Origin of the sequence: Actinospongiicola halichondriae (assembly GCF_049103745.1) — a bacterium.
GTDB lineage: Bacteria > Actinomycetota > Acidimicrobiia > Acidimicrobiales > Salinilacustritrichaceae > Salinilacustrithrix > Salinilacustrithrix halichondriae.
This window is the reverse complement of sequence record NZ_CP171622.1, coordinates 648,203-667,628: the sequence shown is the minus strand read 5'-3', so window position 1 is coordinate 667,628 and position 19,426 is coordinate 648,203. Positions and strand designations below refer to the sequence as shown.

20 protein-coding genes and 1 pseudogene are annotated in these 19,426 nt (G+C 68.9%); 11 read left to right on the top strand and 10 right to left on the bottom strand.

All coding sequences use genetic code 11. The annotated features are described in order from the left end of the window. The first annotated feature begins 13 nt into the window (after positions 1-13). Both AB8619_RS03400 and AB8619_RS03395 read left to right on the top strand, forming a co-directional pair. Positions 14-316, top strand: a complete 303-nt coding sequence (locus tag AB8619_RS03400; protein ID WP_436795050.1) for a Dabb family protein — start codon at positions 14-16, stop codon at positions 314-316. Next, positions 313-1,392 (top strand): phosphotransferase, encoded by a 1,080-nt coding sequence (locus tag AB8619_RS03395; RefSeq protein ID WP_436795049.1) that lies wholly within the window; start codon positions 313-315, stop codon positions 1,390-1,392. Before AB8619_RS03400 ends, AB8619_RS03395 begins: the two co-directional genes overlap by 4 nt. A gap of 13 nt (positions 1,393-1,405) precedes the next feature. Here AB8619_RS03395 and AB8619_RS03390 read toward each other — a convergent pair whose 3' ends face one another. Then, positions 1,406-2,647 carry a molybdopterin molybdotransferase MoeA gene (locus AB8619_RS03390; protein ID WP_436795048.1) on the bottom strand — a complete coding sequence of 414 codons (1,242 nt, stop codon included), beginning with the start codon at positions 2,645-2,647 and terminating at the stop codon, positions 1,406-1,408. Positions 2,648-2,748: 101 nt separating this feature from the next. Between AB8619_RS03390 and AB8619_RS03385 the strand changes: the two genes are divergently transcribed. Beyond that, positions 2,749-3,624: a transglutaminase domain-containing protein gene (locus AB8619_RS03385; protein ID WP_436795047.1), complete on the top strand. Its 876-nt coding sequence runs from the start codon at positions 2,749-2,751 to the stop codon at positions 3,622-3,624. A 303-nt stretch (positions 3,625-3,927) separates the two neighbouring features. Further along, complete coding sequence (locus AB8619_RS03380) at positions 3,928-4,647, top strand: class I SAM-dependent methyltransferase (RefSeq protein ID WP_436795046.1); 720 nt, start codon at positions 3,928-3,930, stop codon at positions 4,645-4,647. A gap of 127 nt (positions 4,648-4,774) precedes the next feature. Here AB8619_RS03380 and AB8619_RS03375 read toward each other — a convergent pair whose 3' ends face one another. From AB8619_RS03375 to AB8619_RS03360, 4 genes are read right to left on the bottom strand one after another with little or no spacing between them, the layout of a single operon-like run. Continuing rightward, on the bottom strand, positions 4,775-6,151 hold the full coding sequence (locus tag AB8619_RS03375) for an HNH endonuclease signature motif containing protein (protein ID WP_436795045.1): 1,377 nt from the start codon (positions 6,149-6,151) through the stop codon (positions 4,775-4,777). A gap of 43 nt (positions 6,152-6,194) precedes the next feature. Continuing rightward, the gene (locus AB8619_RS03370) at positions 6,195-6,563 is read right to left on the bottom strand and encodes a hypothetical protein (RefSeq protein WP_436795044.1); all 369 of its coding nucleotides are present in this window, start codon (positions 6,561-6,563) and stop codon (positions 6,195-6,197) included. Between the two features lie 40 nt (positions 6,564-6,603). Further along, positions 6,604-7,476, bottom strand: a complete 873-nt coding sequence (gene galU / locus AB8619_RS03365; RefSeq protein ID WP_436795043.1) for a UTP--glucose-1-phosphate uridylyltransferase GalU — start codon at positions 7,474-7,476, stop codon at positions 6,604-6,606. An 18-nt stretch (positions 7,477-7,494) separates the two neighbouring features. Beyond that, the gene (locus tag AB8619_RS03360) at positions 7,495-8,082 is read right to left on the bottom strand and encodes a glycerol-3-phosphate acyltransferase (RefSeq protein WP_436795042.1); all 588 of its coding nucleotides are present in this window, start codon (positions 8,080-8,082) and stop codon (positions 7,495-7,497) included. Positions 8,083-8,165: 83 nt separating this feature from the next. On the opposite strand from AB8619_RS03360, the gene AB8619_RS03355 reads away from it, so the two are divergent. The 4 genes and pseudogenes from AB8619_RS03355 to AB8619_RS03340 all read left to right on the top strand — a co-directional run bounded on the left by AB8619_RS03355 (position 8,166) and on the right by AB8619_RS03340 (position 11,627). After that, positions 8,166-8,513, top strand: coding sequence for an FmdB family zinc ribbon protein (locus AB8619_RS03355; RefSeq protein ID WP_436795041.1), 348 nt, complete (start codon positions 8,166-8,168; stop codon positions 8,511-8,513). Positions 8,514-8,521: 8 nt separating this feature from the next. Next, positions 8,522-9,290, top strand: a pseudogene (locus tag AB8619_RS03350) (S-methyl-5'-thioadenosine phosphorylase). 64 nt (positions 9,291-9,354) lie between these two features. Continuing rightward, positions 9,355-9,972, top strand: coding sequence for an SAF domain-containing protein (locus AB8619_RS03345; RefSeq protein WP_436795040.1), 618 nt, complete (start codon positions 9,355-9,357; stop codon positions 9,970-9,972). A gap of 68 nt (positions 9,973-10,040) precedes the next feature. Further along, positions 10,041-11,627, top strand: coding sequence for an MFS transporter (locus AB8619_RS03340; protein WP_436795039.1), 1,587 nt, complete (start codon positions 10,041-10,043; stop codon positions 11,625-11,627). A 7-nt stretch (positions 11,628-11,634) separates the two neighbouring features. Here the strand turns inward: AB8619_RS03340 and AB8619_RS03335 are convergent, their stop codons facing one another. The 4 genes from AB8619_RS03335 to AB8619_RS03320 are packed head-to-tail and all read right to left on the bottom strand — an operon-like array spanning position 11,635 to position 15,978. Continuing rightward, positions 11,635-12,303 carry a hypothetical protein gene (locus AB8619_RS03335; RefSeq protein WP_436795038.1) on the bottom strand — a complete coding sequence of 223 codons (669 nt, stop codon included), beginning with the start codon at positions 12,301-12,303 and terminating at the stop codon, positions 11,635-11,637. A 56-nt stretch (positions 12,304-12,359) separates the two neighbouring features. Next, entirely contained in the window at positions 12,360-13,202 is an 843-nt protein-coding gene (locus AB8619_RS03330; RefSeq protein WP_436795037.1) for an undecaprenyl-diphosphate phosphatase, read from the bottom strand. Positions 13,203-13,213: 11 nt separating this feature from the next. Continuing rightward, positions 13,214-14,590 carry a TldD/PmbA family protein gene (locus tag AB8619_RS03325; protein ID WP_436795036.1) on the bottom strand — a complete coding sequence of 459 codons (1,377 nt, stop codon included), beginning with the start codon at positions 14,588-14,590 and terminating at the stop codon, positions 13,214-13,216. After that, a complete protein-coding gene (locus tag AB8619_RS03320) occupies positions 14,587-15,978 on the bottom strand; it encodes a TldD/PmbA family protein (protein WP_436795035.1) in 1,392 nt (463 codons plus the stop codon). Before AB8619_RS03320 ends, AB8619_RS03325 begins: the two co-directional genes overlap by 4 nt. 65 nt (positions 15,979-16,043) lie before the next feature. Here AB8619_RS03320 and AB8619_RS03315 point away from each other — a divergent pair, with 65 nt between their 5' ends. The 3 genes from AB8619_RS03315 (at position 16,044) to AB8619_RS03305 (ending at position 18,366) form a co-directional block, all read left to right on the top strand. Then, positions 16,044-16,421, top strand: coding sequence for a thioesterase family protein (locus tag AB8619_RS03315; RefSeq protein ID WP_436795034.1), 378 nt, complete (start codon positions 16,044-16,046; stop codon positions 16,419-16,421). Positions 16,422-16,511: 90 nt separating this feature from the next. After that, entirely contained in the window at positions 16,512-17,480 is a 969-nt protein-coding gene (locus AB8619_RS03310; protein ID WP_436795033.1) for a lysylphosphatidylglycerol synthase transmembrane domain-containing protein, read from the top strand. 13 nt (positions 17,481-17,493) lie between these two features. Beyond that, positions 17,494-18,366: a phosphatase PAP2 family protein gene (locus tag AB8619_RS03305; protein ID WP_436795032.1), complete on the top strand. Its 873-nt coding sequence runs from the start codon at positions 17,494-17,496 to the stop codon at positions 18,364-18,366. Here the strand turns inward: AB8619_RS03305 and AB8619_RS03300 are convergent. Next, a complete protein-coding gene (locus AB8619_RS03300) occupies positions 18,363-19,421 on the bottom strand; it encodes a DUF2332 domain-containing protein (RefSeq protein ID WP_436795031.1) in 1,059 nt (352 codons plus the stop codon). The genes AB8619_RS03305 and AB8619_RS03300 overlap by 4 nt on opposite strands. Positions 19,422-19,426: the final 5 nt, after the last annotated feature.

Sequence of the window (19,426 nt, the reverse complement as noted above, 5' to 3'; positions counted from 1 at the left end):
TACGGTCCGCGCCATGCCAGGACTCCGACACGTCGTCACCCTCACCTTCCGGGACGACACCTCCCCCGAGACCATCGCCGACATCGTGGAGGCGCTCCGTGCCCTCCCCGGCCAGATCCCCGCGCTCCGCCAGTACGTGGTCGGCGCCGACGTCGGGAAGTCCGACGGCAACGCCACCGTGGCCATCGTCGCCGACTTCGACGACTGGGACGGCTACGTCACCTACCGCGACCATCCCGCCCACGTCGCCGTCGGCGTCGAGAAGGTCGCTCCGGTCCTCGCCGGACGCGGTGCCGTGCAGCACGAGCTGTCATGAGCGACATCGAACTCATCAGCCATCCCGACGACGCGACCCCGGACTGGATGACGCGCGTCCTGCGCGCTGCCGGAGAACTCGACGACGGAACCGTCACCGATGTCGCGGCGAAGGCCGTGGGCACCGGGCAGGTGGGCGACAGCATCCGGTTCACGCTGACGTACGACGGCACGCCGGGGCCGGCAACGGTCATCGGCAAGTTCCCCGCCGAGGACGAGACCAGCCGGGCGTCGTCGGTCGCGACTCGTACCTACGAGATCGAGACCCGCTTCTACCAACACCTCCGCGACCGGGTGTCGATCACGACCCCGAAGCCGTACCTGGCGCTCATCGACGTGCCGGCCAACGAGTTCGTCCTCCTGATGAACGATCTCGCTCCGGCAGAGCAGGGCGACCAGATGCAGGGCTGCGACGTCGCCGCCGCCGAACTGGCCATGGACGAGATCGCCAAGCTCCACGCTCCGGTCTGGGACGACGCGACCCTGTCGGACTTCGACTGGCTCGACCGGGCATCCGACGACGGTCAGGCCTTCTACCTCCAGCTCCTCGCCATGCTCTACCCCGGCTTCCTCGAGCGCTACGGCGATCGAGTCGATGCCGACGTCATCACGGCCGGCAACGCGCTCATGGAGCGCCTCGGCGACTACATCTCGTACCGACCCCAGCCCTTCACCGCAGCCCACGGCGACTACCGCGTCGACAACATGCTCTTCGCCACCGAAGCCGGCGGCGCGCCGCTGACGACCGTCGACTGGCAGACCGTGACCCTCGCTCCCGGCGTCACCGACGTGTCGTACTTCCTCGGCACCAGCCTCGTCGCCGACGAACGCGGTACCGCCGAGCGCACGCTCGTCGAGCGCTACCACGAGGGTCTGCTCGCGGGCGGCGTGAAGGAGTACGCCATGGAGACGTGCTGGAACGACTACCGGCGCTTCGCGTTCTCGGGATTCCTCATGGCGGTCGGCGCGTCGATGATCGTGGGGCAGACCGACCGCGGCGACGAGATGTTCATGGCGATGGCCAACCGCTCAGGCCGCATGGCCATCGAACTCGACACCCTGGCGATGCTCGACTGACGTCGGCCGCCGGTCAGCCGGCGGGATCGATCGGGAGACCGGTCGGTGAGACCATCTCGCCGAGGAGCAACACCTCGACCTCGGCACCAGCGCCGACCCCGTCGCCGCTCGGCAGCACGGCCAGCGCGTTGGCCGTCGCCATCGCGCCCAGATGGTGGCTTCCCTGACCACCGGCCGAACGCACGTGGACCCGACCCTCGCTCCCGAACTCGGCGACCACGCGAGCGAAGTGGGTCTTTCCGTCGTCGCGTCGCGAGAAGTCGTCGTCGGCCACCGCGCGCACGAGGGGGCGGTCGAGGTCGGCGTGTCCCATGGCCTGGCGGAGCGCCGGACGACCCAGCAGTTCGAAGCTGACCATCGACGACACCGGGTTGCCGGGGAAGCCGAACACCGGTGTGCCGTCGACGAGACCGAAGGCGAACGGCTTGGCCGGCTTGATCGCGATCTGCATCCACCGCATGTCGCCGATGCGGTCGAGGACGACCCGGACCAGGTCGATGTCGCCCATCGACACACCTCCCGAGGTGAGAACGGCATCGCAGTCCGCGACGCCGCGCTCGATCGCCTCGGTGATGGCGGCATCGGTGTCGCGGGCGATGCCCAGATCGACCACGTCGCAGCCCGACTGGGCCGCCAACGCCAACAACGTGCGGCGGTTCGAGTCGCGGATCTGTCCGGGTTCGAGCACTCCCCCGCCCTCGACCAACTCGTCACCGGTCGACACCACGCCGACGCGGAGTCGCGGATACGCCAGCACCTCCTCGACACCGAGGCTGTTGAGGACACCCAGGTGCCCAGCGCTGAGGACGACGCCAGCATCGAACACGGTCTGGCCGATCGACAGGTCGTCTCCCGCCGGTCGCACGTGGTTGCCGACCGGCACCTCGATGTCGACCCGCACCGTGCGCTCGTCGAGCGCCTCGGTCCGTTCGACCATCACGACGGCGTCGGCGCCGTCGGGCATCGGCGCGCCCGTGAAGATGCGGCTGGCCTGCCCGGGCTGCACGGTCACGACGGGCGCGTGCCCCGCGGCGATCGTCTCGACGATCTCGAGTTCGACCGGCGCACCGACCGTGTCGGCTGCATGCACGGCGAATCCGTCCATGGCGGTGTTGGCGAACGGCGGCACCGCCTCGCCGGCAGCGACCGACTCGGCCAGGACGAGACCCAGTGCGTCGCCGACCGGCGTCGGGACCGCCGCACCACGAGGGACGCGGTCGAGGACATGGCGGCGGGCTTCTCCGAGCGAGATCACCGCGCCGACGCTACCGACCGATCCGTGACCTCCAGAGCTGATGTGGGCGGCGGGGCGGCGGCGCTCGTGCGCGAGGACGAATCCTGTGACATGGTCGGGCCGTGGACGCTGGATCGCTCGAGTACTACGCCGCGCCCGGCCGGTTCACTCGTCTCGAACCGGCGGACTTCTCGTCGTCCGACATCCACGAGGTCGTCCGGACGGTCCAGGGACTGCTGATCTACGACGTCGTCGCCAAGCCGTTCTACGACGTCGACCTCGCTCCCGAGCAGGAGGAGACGATCCACGAGCGCGACTCGGCGCGGCTGCTCGAAGTGGCCCGGTCGGTCGACCCTCGCCCCATCGACGAGCCACGGCCCGCCGACCGACGGGTCGGCGCGCGCTGTCATGCCTTCACCCGTTTGACGGTCGCCTTCCTCCGACATGCCGGTGTACCGGCCCGCGCTCGCTGCGGCTTCGGGGCGTACTTCCGGCCGGGCTGGTTCGAGGACCACTGGGTCGCCGAGTACTGGGACGCCGACCAGCAGCGCTGGACGATGGTCGACGCGCAACTCGACGGCGTGTGGCGCCAGATGATCGGCTTCGACGGAGACCCGCTCGGCATCACGGGAGACGAGTTCGTGACCGCCGGCCACGCGTGGCGAGCCTGGCGTCGCGGCGACCTCGACGCCGCGAGATGCGGGCTCTCGGCGATCGACGAACACGGTGCGCACTGGATCGCCGGGAACCTGCGCCTGGACCTCGCCGCGCTCAACAAGGTCGAGATGCTCCCCTGGGATGTCTGGGGCGCTGGATGGGAACCCGGCGAGGAGCCCACCGACGATCTGCTCCGCTGCTTCGACTCCGTGGCCGAGCTCACCGTCGACCCCGATGCTCGCTTCGCAGAGCTGCGCAGCCGTTACGACAGCGACGACGCACTCCGGATGGACGGCACGGTGTTCAACGTCGGTCGGGGGCAGTTCGAGTCCGTCCGGTGACGGTCCGCGTGGACAGGGGTCTGGTCGGCAGGCACACTGAATCCCATGGGGTCGCCCGTCGTATCCGTCGTGCTGGCACTGCTTCTCGCGGGGTTCCTCGTGGCTGTCGTTCGTGCCGTCCGGGCCGGTCCGCCCGGGACTCGGTCGTCGAGCGCCGACGCTGAACGGGCGCGTGCCGAAGCGACCTCTCAAGACGGTCAGATGGGACCGCTCGGGTAGGCGATCAGATCCCCCGCCATGCTGAGCGCGGGCGCGCGCTTCTGCCGGCACTCGTCGCTCCTCACTGCCGTAGCGTTGCGACCCGTGCCGGACCCGATCTTCGCCGATTCGCGTCTCGCCCGGATCTATGACCCGCTCGATGGCGACCGGCCCGACCTGGACCTGTACCTGGGCATCGTTCGCGAATTCGGTGCCCGGTCCGTGATCGACATCGGTTGCGGGACAGGCACGTTTGCCTGTCTTCTTGCCAGCCAGGGCGTCGACGTCATCGGCGTGGATCCGGCGGAAGCATCGCTCGCTGTCGCCCGCACGAAGCCGGGTGCCGAACGCGTGCATTGGATCCATGGCGACGCCACGATGGTGCCTCCTGTCGGTGCCGACGTGGCCACCATGACCGGGAACGTCGCTCAGGTGTTCCTCGACGACGATGAACTGTCCGGTGCACTCCGAGACATTCGCGCTGCGATCCGATCCGGCGGAGCGGTCGTGTTCGAGGTTCGTGATCCCGGGCGCGAAGCATGGCGCTCGTGGACCCGAGCGCAATCCGAGACGCGCACCGAGATCCCAGGTGTCGGGGCAGTGGTGAGCTGGGTCGATCTGCTCGAGGTCTCGCTTCCGCTGGTCTCCTTCCGCTGGACGTATCGATTCGAGCGGTCGGGCGATGTGATCACGTCCGATTCCACGTTGCGGTTCCGAAGCCGTTCGGAGGTGGAGCGGACGGTGTCGGACAGCGGCCTGGTGGTCCTCGACGTACGGGATGCCCCAGACCGCCCGGGCCTGGAACTCGTCTTCATCTGCAGCTGATCGATCGCTCGCTGACCCCAACCAGGTGCCCGTTGTTCGGCGGCGACGGGGTCGACAGATCGGCGGTTCGGTGGGTCGGTGGGCGCGTTGATGACCCGACCATGATCCGGGTCGGGTCACCAGGCCGTCACGCGGCCACAGAGTTGCGGGGTCTGCCCTTCCACTCGACGCCATGCGCATCGATCGCAACCCACGCACCGGTCTCGACGTCGAGGGACAGTCTCCACCCGAATTGATGCACCAACCGATGGTGGAAACGACACAGCAGGACACCGTTGGAAGTCGTCGTCGGGCCACCCGCATTGCGTTCGTGCAGATGATGCACATCGCAATGACGCGGCAACCGCGAACACCCCGGGAACACGCAATGATGATCACGGGCAGCGATCGCGCGGCGTTGACGTTTCGAGAACTGCTCGGACGCGTCGTTCGCGTCCAACACGCTCGTCTTCCCCTTGAACAACGTCGCCGTCAACGACGCATCACACAACAACTGCTCCGCCGCCGACATCGCCAGGTTCCAACCCTCGCCCCGCAACACCAACCCATCCAGATCCGTCATGCCACGGGTGCCCGCGAGCGTCTCCAAGTCGATGACCACGTTGATACACGCGCCGGACCGAGCCCGGATCCGACGCATCGCCCGACGACGCCGATGACGCTCCGCCTTCCGGATCCGCTGTCGAACGAGGTCGAGGCGATCCAACCCCTCGTTCGCCGGATCCAACGCCTCGTCCAACTCATCGCCCGGACACGACCCGTCGTAGGTGTCCTCCGCCCGCAACCGCTCGTCCTCCAACTCCTCCTCGGAGAGATCGTCGTCGACGTCGTGGGTCAGACCGAACGAGGCCAGGTCATCGAGCCCATCGGCGCGCCGCTCCGACGCAGTCCGGACGTACGGCGCATCTGCGGGATCCGGCGGCGGCGTGAACGCGTCCACCGCGGACATGACGTTCTCGAACGCCACCGGCAACAACGACCCATGGATCTCCCCGCCACCGAACAACCGGCGGGAGAACGTCAACGACTGCGCCTGCACCCGCCGCGGCGCCAACTGCTCGTCCACACGTTCACGCCAGAACCGCACCACCGCATCGAACGCATCGTCGTCACCCGACACCGACAACAACGCCTCCACCGAACCCGCCAACCACGGAGCCCGCTCATCGGTCACCGCACGCGCCAACGACTCGGCCCGACCCAACGACAACCCACCCTCGACCACCGCATCCAACAGACGCTCGTCCCGGACACAGAGTTCGGCGACCCGTTCCAACCGCCGGGCTTCCGACACCGACAACCCCGTGTACGAGACCAACCACTGCTTCGCCGACCGCACGCCCGCAGCCAGCCACGCCGCCGACGGCCACAACTCCACCAACGCCCCGACCGCCGACCGCTGCGCCGCATCCATCGACGCCACCACCGACGCCGCAGCATCCAACTTCACCCGCGCCGAGACCGCCACATCAGCATCTCGGGAGTACGAAGCAGAACCAGTCACACCCCCATTCTCCTCACCGGGTATGACAAGAACCCCCGACGGATCAGCCCGACGAGGCGCTGCGCCAGAGGTCAGCGTCATCGGGTGAGTACGCCGATGTGAATCCGCCGCAGCCCGTCCAGGCGATGGCATCGTCGAGCAGATCGCCGCCCCACCGCGGCTCACCGCTGACGAGAAGGCGGTCGCCGACGACGACCGCTCGAGGGACCCAGACATCAGCCGTGTCGCCGTCACCGCCGGCGAACCACTCGTTGACCTCGAAAGTGACGCGCAGCATGCCGGTCTCCGGCTCGGGCGCCTTCGGGTCCTGCGCCTCCTCGACCGTCGCAACCGTCCCGTCGAACGCAAAGGAGCGAGCGCGCAGCGTCTCGGCCGAGAACGCGGCGACGCACGATGCCGCGGATTGATCCACGTCGAGACGCTCGACCGTCACTGGTTCCTCGTGGCGAGGATCAGAGGGTGGCGACGAACGCCTTGAGGTACTCGCGGAACGCCGGGCCCAGGTCCTCCCGCATGGCACCGATCTCGACCGTGGCCTTGAGGTAGTCGAGCGGCTTGCCGCAGTCGTAGCGGCCCTCGCTGAAGGCGTACCCGGTCACCGGTTGGGTCTTGTTGAGCAGGCCGATGGCGTCGGTGATCTGGATCTCGTTCCCGACACCCGGCGGCGTGGCGTCGATGGCCTCGAAGATCTCGGGCGTGAAGACGTAGCGCCCGATCACCGCGAGATTCGACGGCGCTTCTTCGGCTGACGGCTTCTCGACGATGCGCTCGAAGCGGTGGAGGTTGTCGCGCAGCGGGATGGGATCGATGCAGCCGTAGCTCGAGATCTCGTGCGGTTCGACCTCGAGGCAGGCGATGACGGAACCGGCTTCGGCCTCATGCGTGGCGATCATCCCGGTGAGGAGTGCGCCGTCGTCGACCTGGATGTCGTCGCCAAGCATCACCGCGAACGGGCGGTCGCCCACGTGCTTGCGCGCCATGCCGATGGCGTGACCGAGCCCCTTGGCGACACCCTGACGGATGAAGTGGATGTCGGCGAGTTCGGCCAGACCTCGGACGAGGTCGAGTTCGGCGGCCTTGCCCTTGGACTCGAGCGCGGCCTCGAGGCCTGCGAGCCGGTCGAAGTGGTCGCCGATGGCCGACTTGCCGTCGCTGACGATGATGAGGATGTCGTCGATCCCCGAGGCGACGGCCTCCTCGACGATGTACTGGATCGTCGGCTTGTCGACGACCGGCACCATCTCCTTGGGGATCGCCTTGGAGGCAGGGAGGAACCGTGTGCCGAGACCGGCGGCGGGGATGACAGCGGTGCGAACGGGAGCCATGGCGCCATTCTGCAGGCGTCAGGCCCGGACGTTCGACTCGGTCCCGTCGAGGAGCCGACGGATGTTGGTCCGGTGCCGCACGATGATCGCCAGACCGATCGCTCCGGCCACCGCGATCTCGACCCCGCTCTGCCCCAGCGCCCAGACACCGACCGGCATCAACGCGGCGACGAGGATCGATCCGGGAGCGGCCATGTCGAGCACCTTGGCGACGAGGGCGAAGATCGCTCCGAGCACGAGGAACCCGAGGGGAGCGCACACCAGACCGACTCCGGCCGCCGTCGCCACCCCCTTGCCGCCGACCAACTTCCGGGTGATGGGCCACATGTGTCCGGCGATCGCCGCCGCGCCGGCCAGCCAGGCCAGCGTCCGCCCGTCGACGGCGTAGCCGAGTCCGGCCGCTGCGATGCCCTTGCCCGCATCACCCAGGAGCACGAGTGCCCCGGCCTTGGCTCCACCGACACGAGTCGTGTTCGATGCGCCCGGGTTGCCCGATCCGGACGTCGTCGGGTCGAACCCCAACCGTCGACCGACGAGATGTGCGGTCGGGAACGTGCCCAACGAGTACGCAACGACCACGACAGCCACCGCGGCCAGCCCTTCCATCTCGCCGAGCGTATGGGCACGCGCGGTCTCGCCCGTTATCCTCTGGCACTCGACACTCGCGAGTGCCAACGCGGAGACCACCGATGCCCACATACGAATATCGCTGCAAGGACTGTGGACACGACTTCGAGGTCGTGCAGGCCTTCACCGACGATGCCCTCACCAAGTGCCCGGAGTGCAAGGGCAAGCTGAAGAAGGTGTACGGCAACGTCGGCATCAGCTTCAAGGGGTCCGGCTTCTACAAGAACGACGCACGGTCGTCGTCGGGCGGAGGCGCCAAGTCCTCGACCTCGTCGTCGTCCACGACGGACACGTCGAGCTCGTCGAGCGACTCGTCGACCACGACCGAGAAGAAGTCCGAGACGAAGAGCGACACGAAGAAGGCCGACACGAAGAAGTCGTCCTCCTCCAACTCCTCGTCGTCCGACTGAGCGCGTCCATGGCCATCGCCGACATCGGCGTCTTCGGAGGCAGCGGCTTCTACGAGTTCCTCGACGATGTCGAGGAGGTCGCGTTCGAGACCCCCTACGGCGCGCCGTTCGAGTCCCCTGCTGGTGGGCGAGGTCGGCGATCGCCGCGTCGCGTTCCTCCCACGTCACGGGGCCGACCATCGACACCCCCCACACCGCATCAACTACCGGGCCAACCTCGACGCCATGCGCCAGGCCGGCGTCGGCGCCATCTTCGGGCCGTGTGCGTCCGGCTCGCTGCACCCCGACGTCGCTCCCGGAAACTTCGTGGTCGTCGACCAGTTCATCGACCGCACGTGGGGTCGCCCCGACACCTTCTGGGACGAAGGGGCCGCCGACCACGTGTCGATGGCCGACCCCTACGACGAACGCCTCCGCCAGGTCGCCATCGAGGCCTGTCGGGCCGAGGGCGTCACCGTCCACGGAACCGGCACGGTCGTGGTCATCCAGGGCCCACGCTTCGCGACCCGAGCCGAGTCGCAGTGGTACCACCGGCAGGGCTGGGAGGTCATCAACATGACCCAGTACCCCGAGGTGGCGCTGGCCAACGAGGCGCGCATCCCCTACGCGTCGATCGCGCTGATCACCGACTTCGACGCCGGTCTCGAAGACGACCCCACGATCCCCGCCGTGACCCAGGACGAGGTGCTGGCGTTCTTCGAGCGCAACCTCGAGGTCGTGCGCAAGGTCCTGTTCCGGGCCATCGCTGCCGTTCCCGGCGACCTGCTCCCCCGCTAGATTCGGCCATCCCGGGACCCCCGGGCGCACTTCCCCCTCCGGCACGCACTCCCGTGAGGTCGACATGCGCCCCAGCCCGCCCCGGTTCCCGGTCCTGCGACCGCCCCCACGACGCCTCCTCGTCGTCCTCCTGCTCGCACTGGTCCTCGGCACGGCCGTGCACCGGACCACCTCCGAGGCTGCGGCCCGGGCTGCGGCCCTCGGCACGACCCGTCCCGTCGCCGTGGCACGCCAGGATCTCGACGCCGGACAGATCATCCGGGCCGGTGACGTCGAGTTGGTCGATCGTCCCGTCGCCCACCTCCCCGACGACGTGGTCGTCGACGATCCGACCGGCCTCGCCGTCCGCTCCGCGGTCGTCGCCGGTGAGGTCCTCACCGGGCAGCGTCTGGCCGGCGACGGTCACTCCGGCGCCGCAGCGCTGGTCCCCGAGGGCTGGCGGGCGGTGGCGATCCCGGTGTTCGACGCCATCGCTCCGACACAGCCCGGTGACCTCGTCGACGTGATCGCATCGTTCGACCCGGCCCTCTCGATCCGAGATCCGAGCCTCGTGATTGCCGCCGACGCCGTGGTGGTCGACGTGGCCGACGATGCCGTGACCGTCGCGGTCACCCGCGAGCGGGTCACCGAGGTCGCGTTCGCCCTGGCCAACGGCATCGTGACCCTGGCGCTCGTCGGTTGACGTCGTGGCCACGTCTGACCGACGTGATGGCCTCCTATGGTCCATGCCTGTGATCGATCGGTGTGTCCGTGCAGAGTGAATCCGAACCGTCCGGGCTGACCGAGGTCCAGCGTCGGCTCCGACTCGTGTTGCCGCTCGCCATCTTCATCGTGGTGATCGACACGACGATCATGAACGTCTCGATCGGCGCGGTGGTCGACGACCTCGACACCGACATCGGCGGCGTCCAGAGCGCCATCGCTCTCTACTCGCTCGTGATGGCGTCGTTCCTGCTCACCGGGGCGAAGCTCGGCGACATCCTCGGTCGGCGGCGGGCCTTCGCCGGCGGTCTGGTGCTCTACGGCATCGGCTCGACCGGAACTGCCCTGGCCTTCGACCTCAACTCGCTCATCGTGTTCTGGTCCGTGATCGAGGGACTCGGTGCCGCGCTCCTGTTCCCCACCGTGCAGGCCCTGGTCCGCACGCACTTCGAGGGCACCGAACGAGCCAAGCTCTACGCCCTCATCGGCTCGACGGTCGGAGCCGGCGCCGCGGTCGGGCCCGTGGTCGGCGGCGTGCTCACGACGCTGCTGACCTGGCGCATCGCATTCGTGCTGGAGGTTGTCGTGGTGATCATCGCTCTGGTGCAGATCCGCCACGTGCCGACACGCATGGCAGGAGTCGAGAAGACCCGATTCGATCCCGTCGGTTCGCTGCTGTCGGTCTTCGGCTTCGGCTCCGTGATCATCGGCATCCTGGCCGGCTCACGGTCCGGAGCAGGCGTGATCTGGCCACTCCTCGGAACGGGTCTGGTCCTCGTGGCGCTCCTGGTCGCCTGGGTCTTGTTCCGTGAGCGTCGGGGGTCGGCACCGGTGTTCCGAGCCAGCCTGTTCAAGATCCGCGACTTCCGCTACGGCGTCGTCCTGACGCTGCTCCAGCAGTTCGTGATCGGCGGATTCCTGCTCATCACCCCGATCTTCGTCCAACTCGTCCTCGAGTACTCGGCCCTCCAGTCCGGCCTCGTGATCCTCCCGCTCTCGCTGTCGATGTTCGTCACCTCCAACCAGGTGCCACGTATCCAGGAGCGGTTCCACTCCCGCTCACTGCTCCAGTTCGGCATCGTGCTCATGCTCTGCGGGATCGCCGAGGTCACGGTCATGCTCGACCCGGCCAGCGGTGCACTTCCCATCGTGCCCGGCCTGTTCCTCATCGGCGTGGGGCTGGGGTTCGTCATCTCCCAACTCAACAACCTGATCCTGTCGGCGGTCTCGGTCGACGCCGCGTCCGAGGCGGGCGGCATCAACACCACCGCGTCGCAGTTCGGCATCTCGCTGGGCACGGCGATGGCCGGCACGGTCATGTTGATGGGCTTCACCACGAACTTCGCCGAACTCGCGGAGGGCTCCAAGGTCCTGACGCCGGTCGAGCAGGGCATCGTGGCCGAGGCGTTGGAGAGCGACGCCCGGATCATCTCCAACTCCGAACTGCTCGAACTCCTCGAGGAGAACCCGTCGGATCCGGCCTACCGGGACGAGGTGCTGCGGATCAACCGTGAGGCCACGCCGAAGGCACTCCGCCTGGCGCTGCTCGGGACCCTCATCGCCGGCGTGATCGGCCTCGGGGTGTCGACTCGACTGCCGAAGGACCCCGCAGACGACGTCGCCGCCGACGTCTGACCGGCGGTCAGGTCTGCCGGCGAAGCGCCAGCCAGCCACCAGCGGCCAACAGCGCGACGATCGCGACGGCACCGACGATCACCAAGGGTGACGAGTCCTCGTCCTCGACATCGGCGGCCAGTTCCTCCGTGACTCCCGAATCGTCGTCCGGTCCGTCGACGCTGTCGTCGACCGGGAGGTCGGTGGGAGCGAGACCCGACTCGACCAGCGGGCCGAACATGGCGACCTCGGCGCCCAACGACTCGACCGGCGCCGCCTCGGTGACGACCAACGGATCCTCGGGCGAAGCGAAGACGGCGAACGCCGGTCCGACGTCGACCGTGATCGACATGGCGCCGGGGGTGAACGACGCCGGCACGATGACGTCGACCCGGAACCCGTACTCCTCGTCAGCCGACCCCGTGGCCACCAGACGCTCGTCGTCGCCCTGGACGAGGTGGATCTCGATCTCGGTGAGTGGATTGCCCAACACACCCTCGCCTTCGGGCGGCGGACCGGTGTCGTAGCAGTTGTCGCCGAACCCGGTGCCCGTGACCGTCAACAGGCCGCCACGCACGACCTCGGTGGGCTCGTACTCGATCGTCGGGCCGGCGCAGTCGGCCCGGGCGATGTCGGGCACGAGCACCAGGGTGGCGAGGGCCAACGTGGAACCGAGGAGGATGCGCGAGAGCTTCATGTCGGATTCGACGTCGCCGCCCGAGCGTTGGTTCCCCTGCGCTCGACCGTCGAGTGTCAGCTGTTGAAGCCGCCGGCGGCCAGGGCGATGACCGCCAGCCCGGCCAGCACCCGGTAGGCCACGAACGGCCGGAACGTCCGGGTCTGCACGAAGCGGATGGTCCCCCACACCGCGGCGTACCCGGTGATCGCCGACGTCGCCATTCCCACGACGAAGGGCACGCGGAAATCGGCGGGGATGCCACCCTCGCCCATCACGTCGAGGAACTTGTAGGCCCCGGCACCGGCGATGATCGGCAGGCTCATCAGGAACGAGATCCGGGCGGCGGCGACGCGGTCGAACTTGAGGGCGCGGGCGACGGTGATCGTGACGCCGGAGCGGGACACGCCCGGTTGCAGGGCCGCCGCCTGTCCGAGGCCCATGAGCAGCGCGTCGCGGAGGCGGAACGACTGGTCGTCGCGCGGGCCGCCGAGGCGATCGGCGAGCAGGAGGAGGACCGCTCCGATCACCAACATGACGCCGATGAGCCAGAACTCGTCGTCGAGCTTCTCGATCGTCGACGTCAGGGCTGCGCCGGTGATGGCTGCGGGGATCGCCGACACCAGGAGCAGCCACGCCATCCGGCCCTGCGGGGTCGCGTGCTCCCGATTGGCGGGGATCACCAGCTTCAGGCCGTCGCGGGCGAAGCCGACCAGATCGCCCCAGAAGTAGGCCACGGCACCCGCCAGCGTCCCGATGTGGAGGGCCACGTCGAACGTCTTGGCCAGCGACTCGGCATCACCGAAGTCGTCCCACCCGAACAGCCACGGCACGAGCGCGAGATGGCCCGACGACGAGATGGGCACGAACTCCGAGAGTCCTTGGACGATGCCGAGGACGATGGCGTGGAGGAGAGGCACGTCGTGGTGGTCTAGCGACCCGAGAGGGTCACCCCGGGGATGAGCAGCGTCACGCCGCCCGTCCCGCCGGGTTGCCACTCGACATCGGCCCCGACGTGGCTCACGTCGAGCAGCAACCGCTGCAGGGTCGAGGCGAGCGTTGCCTCCTTGATCGGCTCGGCTCGCTGGCCGTCGCGGATGCGCAGCCCTTCGACCGACACCGAGAAGTCGCCCGAGACGGGGTTCACCCCCGAGTGGATGCCGCCGAGCGCCGAGGCCAGGACCCCGTTGTCGACCTGGGCCAACAGCGACTCGAGATCACCTTCGCCCGGCTCGACCGTGAGCGCGCGGGCAGAGATGCCCGGTCGACTGCTGAAGCCGCGGGCGGCCGAGGCCGTCGACGTCGTTCCCGCGCGTCGAGCCGAGTAGCTGTTGTGCAGGAAGCCCTCGAGCACACCGGAGCGGAGCAGCGGAACCCGGCGGGTGGCGAGGCCCTCGTCGTCGTAGGGCTCGGCACCGGGCGAGTCGGCGTTGGTGGGGTCGTCGACGATCGTCAACAACGGCGATCCGATCGGCTCGCCCATCCGCTCGGCGAAGGGCGACCGGCCCTTGGCCACGGCTTCGCCGCCGAGCATGCCGGAGATGATGCCGAGCACCGTCGACGTCAGACGGGGTTCGAGCACGAGGGTGACCTCGCCGGACTCGGGCTTGGTCGAGCCGATCTTGGCCAACAGGCGCGACACTGCGTCGTCGGCCGCCTCCGACAGCGACACCTCGCTCGGGGCACGACCGATCGAGTAGCCCCCGGCGATCACCGATGCGTCGCCGTCGTCGGCGAGCGCACTCACCGAGACGTAGGCGCCGGTGCTCCGGCCGCCGGCCGAGATGCCGGTCGACGTGGCCAGCGCGTAGGCGCCTTCGGCGTCGTGATAGGTCGCAGACCGCACGCCACGCACACGCGGGTCGGCGCCGCGCACCATCTTCTCCAACTCGATGGCCATGGCCACCTTGTCGTCCACCGGGGTGGTGAGCACCTCGGGCCGATGGATGTCGAGCTCGACTGCGGCGACGCCGTCGGGCTCGGCCATGCCGGCCCACTCGTCGGGTTCGGCGTAGGGGCGGTTGTCGCGGGCCTCGGCCAGCGTCTCCGCGATGATGTCGTCGTCGAGGCTCGTGGCCCAGGCGAACCCGGTCCGGCCGTCCTTGATCACGCGGACGCCGATGCCGGCCGATCCGGCCTGGGTCAGCGATTCGATCTCGCCCTCGTAGGCGTCGACGTCGGTCGACGTCCCGGCGCTGAGGTACGCCTCGACCTGCTCGCCCGGCCCGGCCTGGGCGGCGACGCGGTCGGCGATGGCCTGGAGCGCCTCGACCGACGTCCCGGCATCGGTCTGCACGGAACTGCTCATGCTGCCGTCCCACCGATGGTGAGCTGGCTCACTCGAAGTGTGGGGCAGCCGTCGCCCACAGGCACGCCCTGGCCGTCCTTCCCGCACGTTCCGGGGCCGCCGAAGGCGAAGTCGTTGCCGATGACCTCGATGTCGCGGAGGCACTGGGGGCCGTTGCCGATCAGGTTGCCCTCACGCAGCGGCTCGGTGATCTCGCCGTTCTCGATGAGGTACGCCTCGACCATGCCGAAGACGAAGTCGCCGGAGGCGGTGTTGACCTGCCCGCCACCGAGCTTGGCGACGTAGACCCCGTGGTCGGTGCCGGCGATGATGTCGGCCGGATCGGTCTCGCCGGCCTCGAGGAACGTGTTGGTCATGCGGACCATGGGCAGGTGCTTGTACGACTGGCGACGACCGTTGCCCGAGGTCGCTCGACCGTCCTTTCGGCTGCGGAGGAAATCCCACATGTACTCGGTGAGCACCCCGTCCTCGATGAGCACGTTGCGTCGGGCCGGCGATCCTTCGTCGTCGACGGCGAAGGCGCCCCACTCCTCGGCGATGGTGCCGTCGTCGACCAGTGTCACCAACGGACTGGCCACCAGCTCGCCGACCTTGCCGGCGTAGACCGACGCGCCCTTGTCGACCAGGTCCTTCTCCAGACCGTGACCGCAGGCTTCGTGGAACAACACGCCGCCGGAACCGGCGCCGATCACGACGGGCAGCTCGCCCGACGGCGCCGGTCGGGCCCGCAGCTTGGTGATCGCCTGCTGGGCGGCCTCGCCGGCGAACTCCTCGACGTCGATGCGGTCGAAGAGCTCGAAGCCGATGGTGTGGCCGATGCTCTTGCGGCCGGTCTGCATGCCGGTGTCGCCGGTGGCGATCGCGCTCACCGAGAAGAACGTCCGGACCTGGTCGTCGGTGGTGAAGAGCCCGTCGCTGTTGGCGACCAGCATGCGTTTGCGCCCGGCGCCGATCGAAGCGGTGACCTGGCTGATGTCGCCGCCGGCAGCGCGGGCCGCGGCGTCGGCCCGACGCAGGATCTCGACCTGGTCGCCCTTGGCGACGTCCTCGGGGAAGATCTGCACGTCGTTCGGTGAGGGGACGTCGGTGCGGGTGAGCGCGACCTCGCGGACGCCTCCCCCTCCGTGGCGAGCGGCAGCGGAGGCGGCGGTGGCGGCGCTGCGCAGGCCTTCCTCCGAGAGATCGGCGGTGTGGGCGAACCCGGTGGTGTCGCCCACGACGACACGGATGCCGGCACCGCGGTCTCGACCGGAGGTGAGTTGTTCGACCCGGCCGTCGTCGAGCATCCCGTTCCCGTTCTGGCGGTCCTCGGCGAACACCTCGGCGAACTCACCGCCCGTCGACAGCGCGGTGTGCAGGACGCGCTCGAGTACGGATTGTTCGATCATGGGGTTCCTCCGGAACGGTGGCTTCGATCTGACAAAGGCCCAGTCGGACCGCGTAGCGTACCGGCGTGCCCCTCCAGACCGGTCTGACCGCGTCCATCGAACTGCTCGTCGCGGACGAAGACACCGCGCAGTCGTTCTCCACCGGCATCGTGCCCGTGCTCGCGACGCCACGACTGGTCGCGTTGTGCGAAGAAGCCGCCGTCGCCGCCATCGAAGGCGCGTTGGAGACGGGCTCGACCTCGGTCGGCCAACGCGTCCAGTTCGACCACCTCGCGCCGACCATGGTCGGCGCCCCCGTCACCGCCGAGGCCACGCTCGAGAAGATCTCGGGGCGCCGCCTCACCTTCACCGTGTCGGCCAGCGATCCGCGAGGCCTCATCGGTGCGGGCAAGGTGACCCGCGTGGTGGTCGACGTCGAGCGGTTCCTCGACAAGGCTCGCTGACCCACCCGCGCCCACGGTCGGGCGTAGGCTGGACCGGCCCACGTCCACTCGACGACCCAGCACCATGATCCAGCCGGAGGGGGAACAGACGTGAAGCTCCACCCCGCGGTCTCGCTCGCCCTCCGTATCGTCGTCAGTGTCGGCATGATCGGCGTCCTGCTGTGGCAGGCACCCGACGTCGACCTCGGTGAACTCGTGCCCGAACCGACGTCGTCCACCTTCTTCTGGCTCGGCGTGGCCGGAGCCCTCACGCTCGTCGGCATGGTCCTCGCGACCCTCCGCTGGAAGCAGGTGCTCACCGCGCTCGAGTTGCCGTCACCGATGGGTCGCCTGTTCTCGCTGACGATGGCCGGCCAGTTCGTGTCCAACGTCCTGCCGACCACGATCGGTGGCGACGTGCTGCGGGTCAGTCGCCTGTCCAAGGACACGGGACGCTCGCCCGACACCTTCGCCTCGGTCGTCCTCGAGCGGGTGACCGGCTGGCTCGTCCTGCCGGTCATCACCCTCTTCGGTCTCGCGGTGAATCCCGGCCTCCGCCAGCTCGGTACCGCCACCGTCGTGGCCGCCGCTCTCGCCCTGGCCACGCTCTCGTTGCTCGCCGGGACGCTCTTCGCCGTGTCCAGCGACCGCTTCGGCACCCGGTTCGCCGTCCGCGAGGGATGGCGTCGCTTCGCTGGTGCCATCCACCTCGGCCTGGCCCGCATGCGTGCGCACCCACGGTCGGCCGTCAGTGTCCTGCTGGCCGGCTTCGCCTACCAGTTCGTTCTCGTGCTCTCGGCCGTCGCCGCCGCCCGTGCGCTCGGACTCCAGCCGGCAGGGTTGACGGCGCTCCTCGCCTTCTTCCCCGCGGTCCTCATCGTCCAGGTGCTTCCCATCGGGATCTCCGGACTCGGCATCCGTGAAGGCGCCTTCGTCCTCTTCCTCGGCCCGCTCGGCGTGGCGACCGAGGACGCCATCGCCCTCGGTCTGCTGCTCTACCTGCTCAACCTCACGGTCAGCCTGCTCGGCGCTCCGGCGTTCGCGGTCGGCGGACGGACCAGGACACCAGCCACCCCATGATGAGCCCGCGTCCATGACGACAACCCCGGCCCAGACCGAACCGGGGGTGGAGCCGCAGCAGACCGTCCGCCTTCGATGGTGGCTCGAACTGCTGATGATCGCCGCCTTCTACGCCATCTACTCCTTCGTCCGGAACCTCTTCGGTTCGCAGGGGACCGGCGACATCGACGCCTCGGTCGCGTTCGAACACGCACGCCAGATCATCGACCTCGAGAAGTCGCTCGGGTTGTACTTCGAGGACACGATCCAGCGGTGGTACCTCGACCTGCCGTCGATGGGATTCATCCGGGTCTGGAACATCTTCTACGGGGTCGCGCACTTCGTCGTGACGGCCGGCGCGCTGTTCTGGCTGTTCCGGTCGGGCAAGGGTCGTTACTCGCGCTGGCGCAACACCCTCGGGCTGACCACGGCGGTCGCGCTCGTCGGCTTCGCCAGCTATTCGCTCATGCCGCCCCGCCTCCTCGACGATCCCGGCAAGTACGGGGCCTGCCAGGTCTACGCCCCGGACGCTGCCGAGGCGGCCGCCCCCGGTCAGAAGATCGTCGAAGGGTGCGACGAGTACGGCTACGTCGACACGCTCGCAGTGCACGGCGGATGGATCTCCTTCGACGACGAGAAGGCTGCGTCGGTGACGAACCAGTACGCCGCGATGCCGTCGATGCACATCGGCTGGTCGGTGTGGTCGATGATCGTCCTGTCGTCGCTCGTGCGCCGCCGGTGGCTCCGGATGCTCGTCTACCTGTATCCCGTGCTCACGCTGTTCACGATCATCGTGACCGCGAACCACTACTGGATCGATGCCGTCGGCGGACTCCTCGCGCTCGGCACCGGCGCGGCGCTCGCGAACCTGATCGAGCGGCGTCGACGCCCGCTCGTCGCCGTCTAGGACTCGCCGGCCGTCCAGTCGACGGGCGGGCCGTGGAATCCGGTCGTCCCCAGCAGCCGGTCCTCGCCGCCGGGCCACGAACGAAGGCGCACGTCGGCCACCACGCCGGCCGGCTCCATCCGCAGCCAGTAGAGCGGGGCGTCGGGCGTCGCCCGGTCTCCTGCGCCAGCGAACGCCGCTCGGAGCCGGTCGAAGCTGGCTCGGGGCAGATACTGGAGCACGATCGAGTGGAAGACCACAGTCGCCATGCCCGGCGTCGGGCGCTCCAACTGTTCCTCGACCCACAGTCCCGCATCGGCTCGATCGACGGTCGCAGGATGGAGGTGTGCGATGTCGATGGCCGCGTCGAGTCGCTCACGCCGGTGGACCTGGTCGGGCCACAGGAATCCACGCAGGGTGTTCACGCCCTCGGGTGTCGTCGGGTCGATCGGATTGATGTCGCAACCCCGCCGCTCTCGAACGGTCAGGTCGTCGACGAAGTCGGGGATCCGATCGGTCCAGGGATCGTCGAATCGGAGCCCGGCGTCACCGCCCCATCGCCGATCGCCGGCGACATAGGTGAACTGATCCCAGCGCAACAGGAGGCCCCCGCTGGCCCCGACCTCGAGGATCCGCAGCGGCATGCCGGTCTCGGCGGCGACAACGTGGAATCCGCCGACCAGCGAGCAGGCACGGCCGACCTCGTTGGTCTGCACACCGTCGTGCATCCCTCCGGCGATCTCGGCGTGGTGGTCACGCAACACGTCGAGGAAGGCCGCCGCTGCGCTTCCGCCGTCGGTGCCCCCGGCGCTGGGGAAGAAGCGGGCCAGTCCGGGCGCCCGCCCGTCGAGGACGATCCGGTGGACGGCGGCGAGCAGACGCAGCGGGATCGCATCGGCGAGCGCGTTGTCCGTCCACGGGCTCAGCAACCGGGCGCTGGGCCCACCGGCCGCGTAGTCCGCGCCGATCGCCGCGAGGATCTCGGCATAGAGGTGCGACCCGGCACGAGCGCATGCCTGCTCCTGGAGGGCGATCACGTCCTCCATGGACATGTCGCGTGGCCGTTCCTCGCTCATCGCTG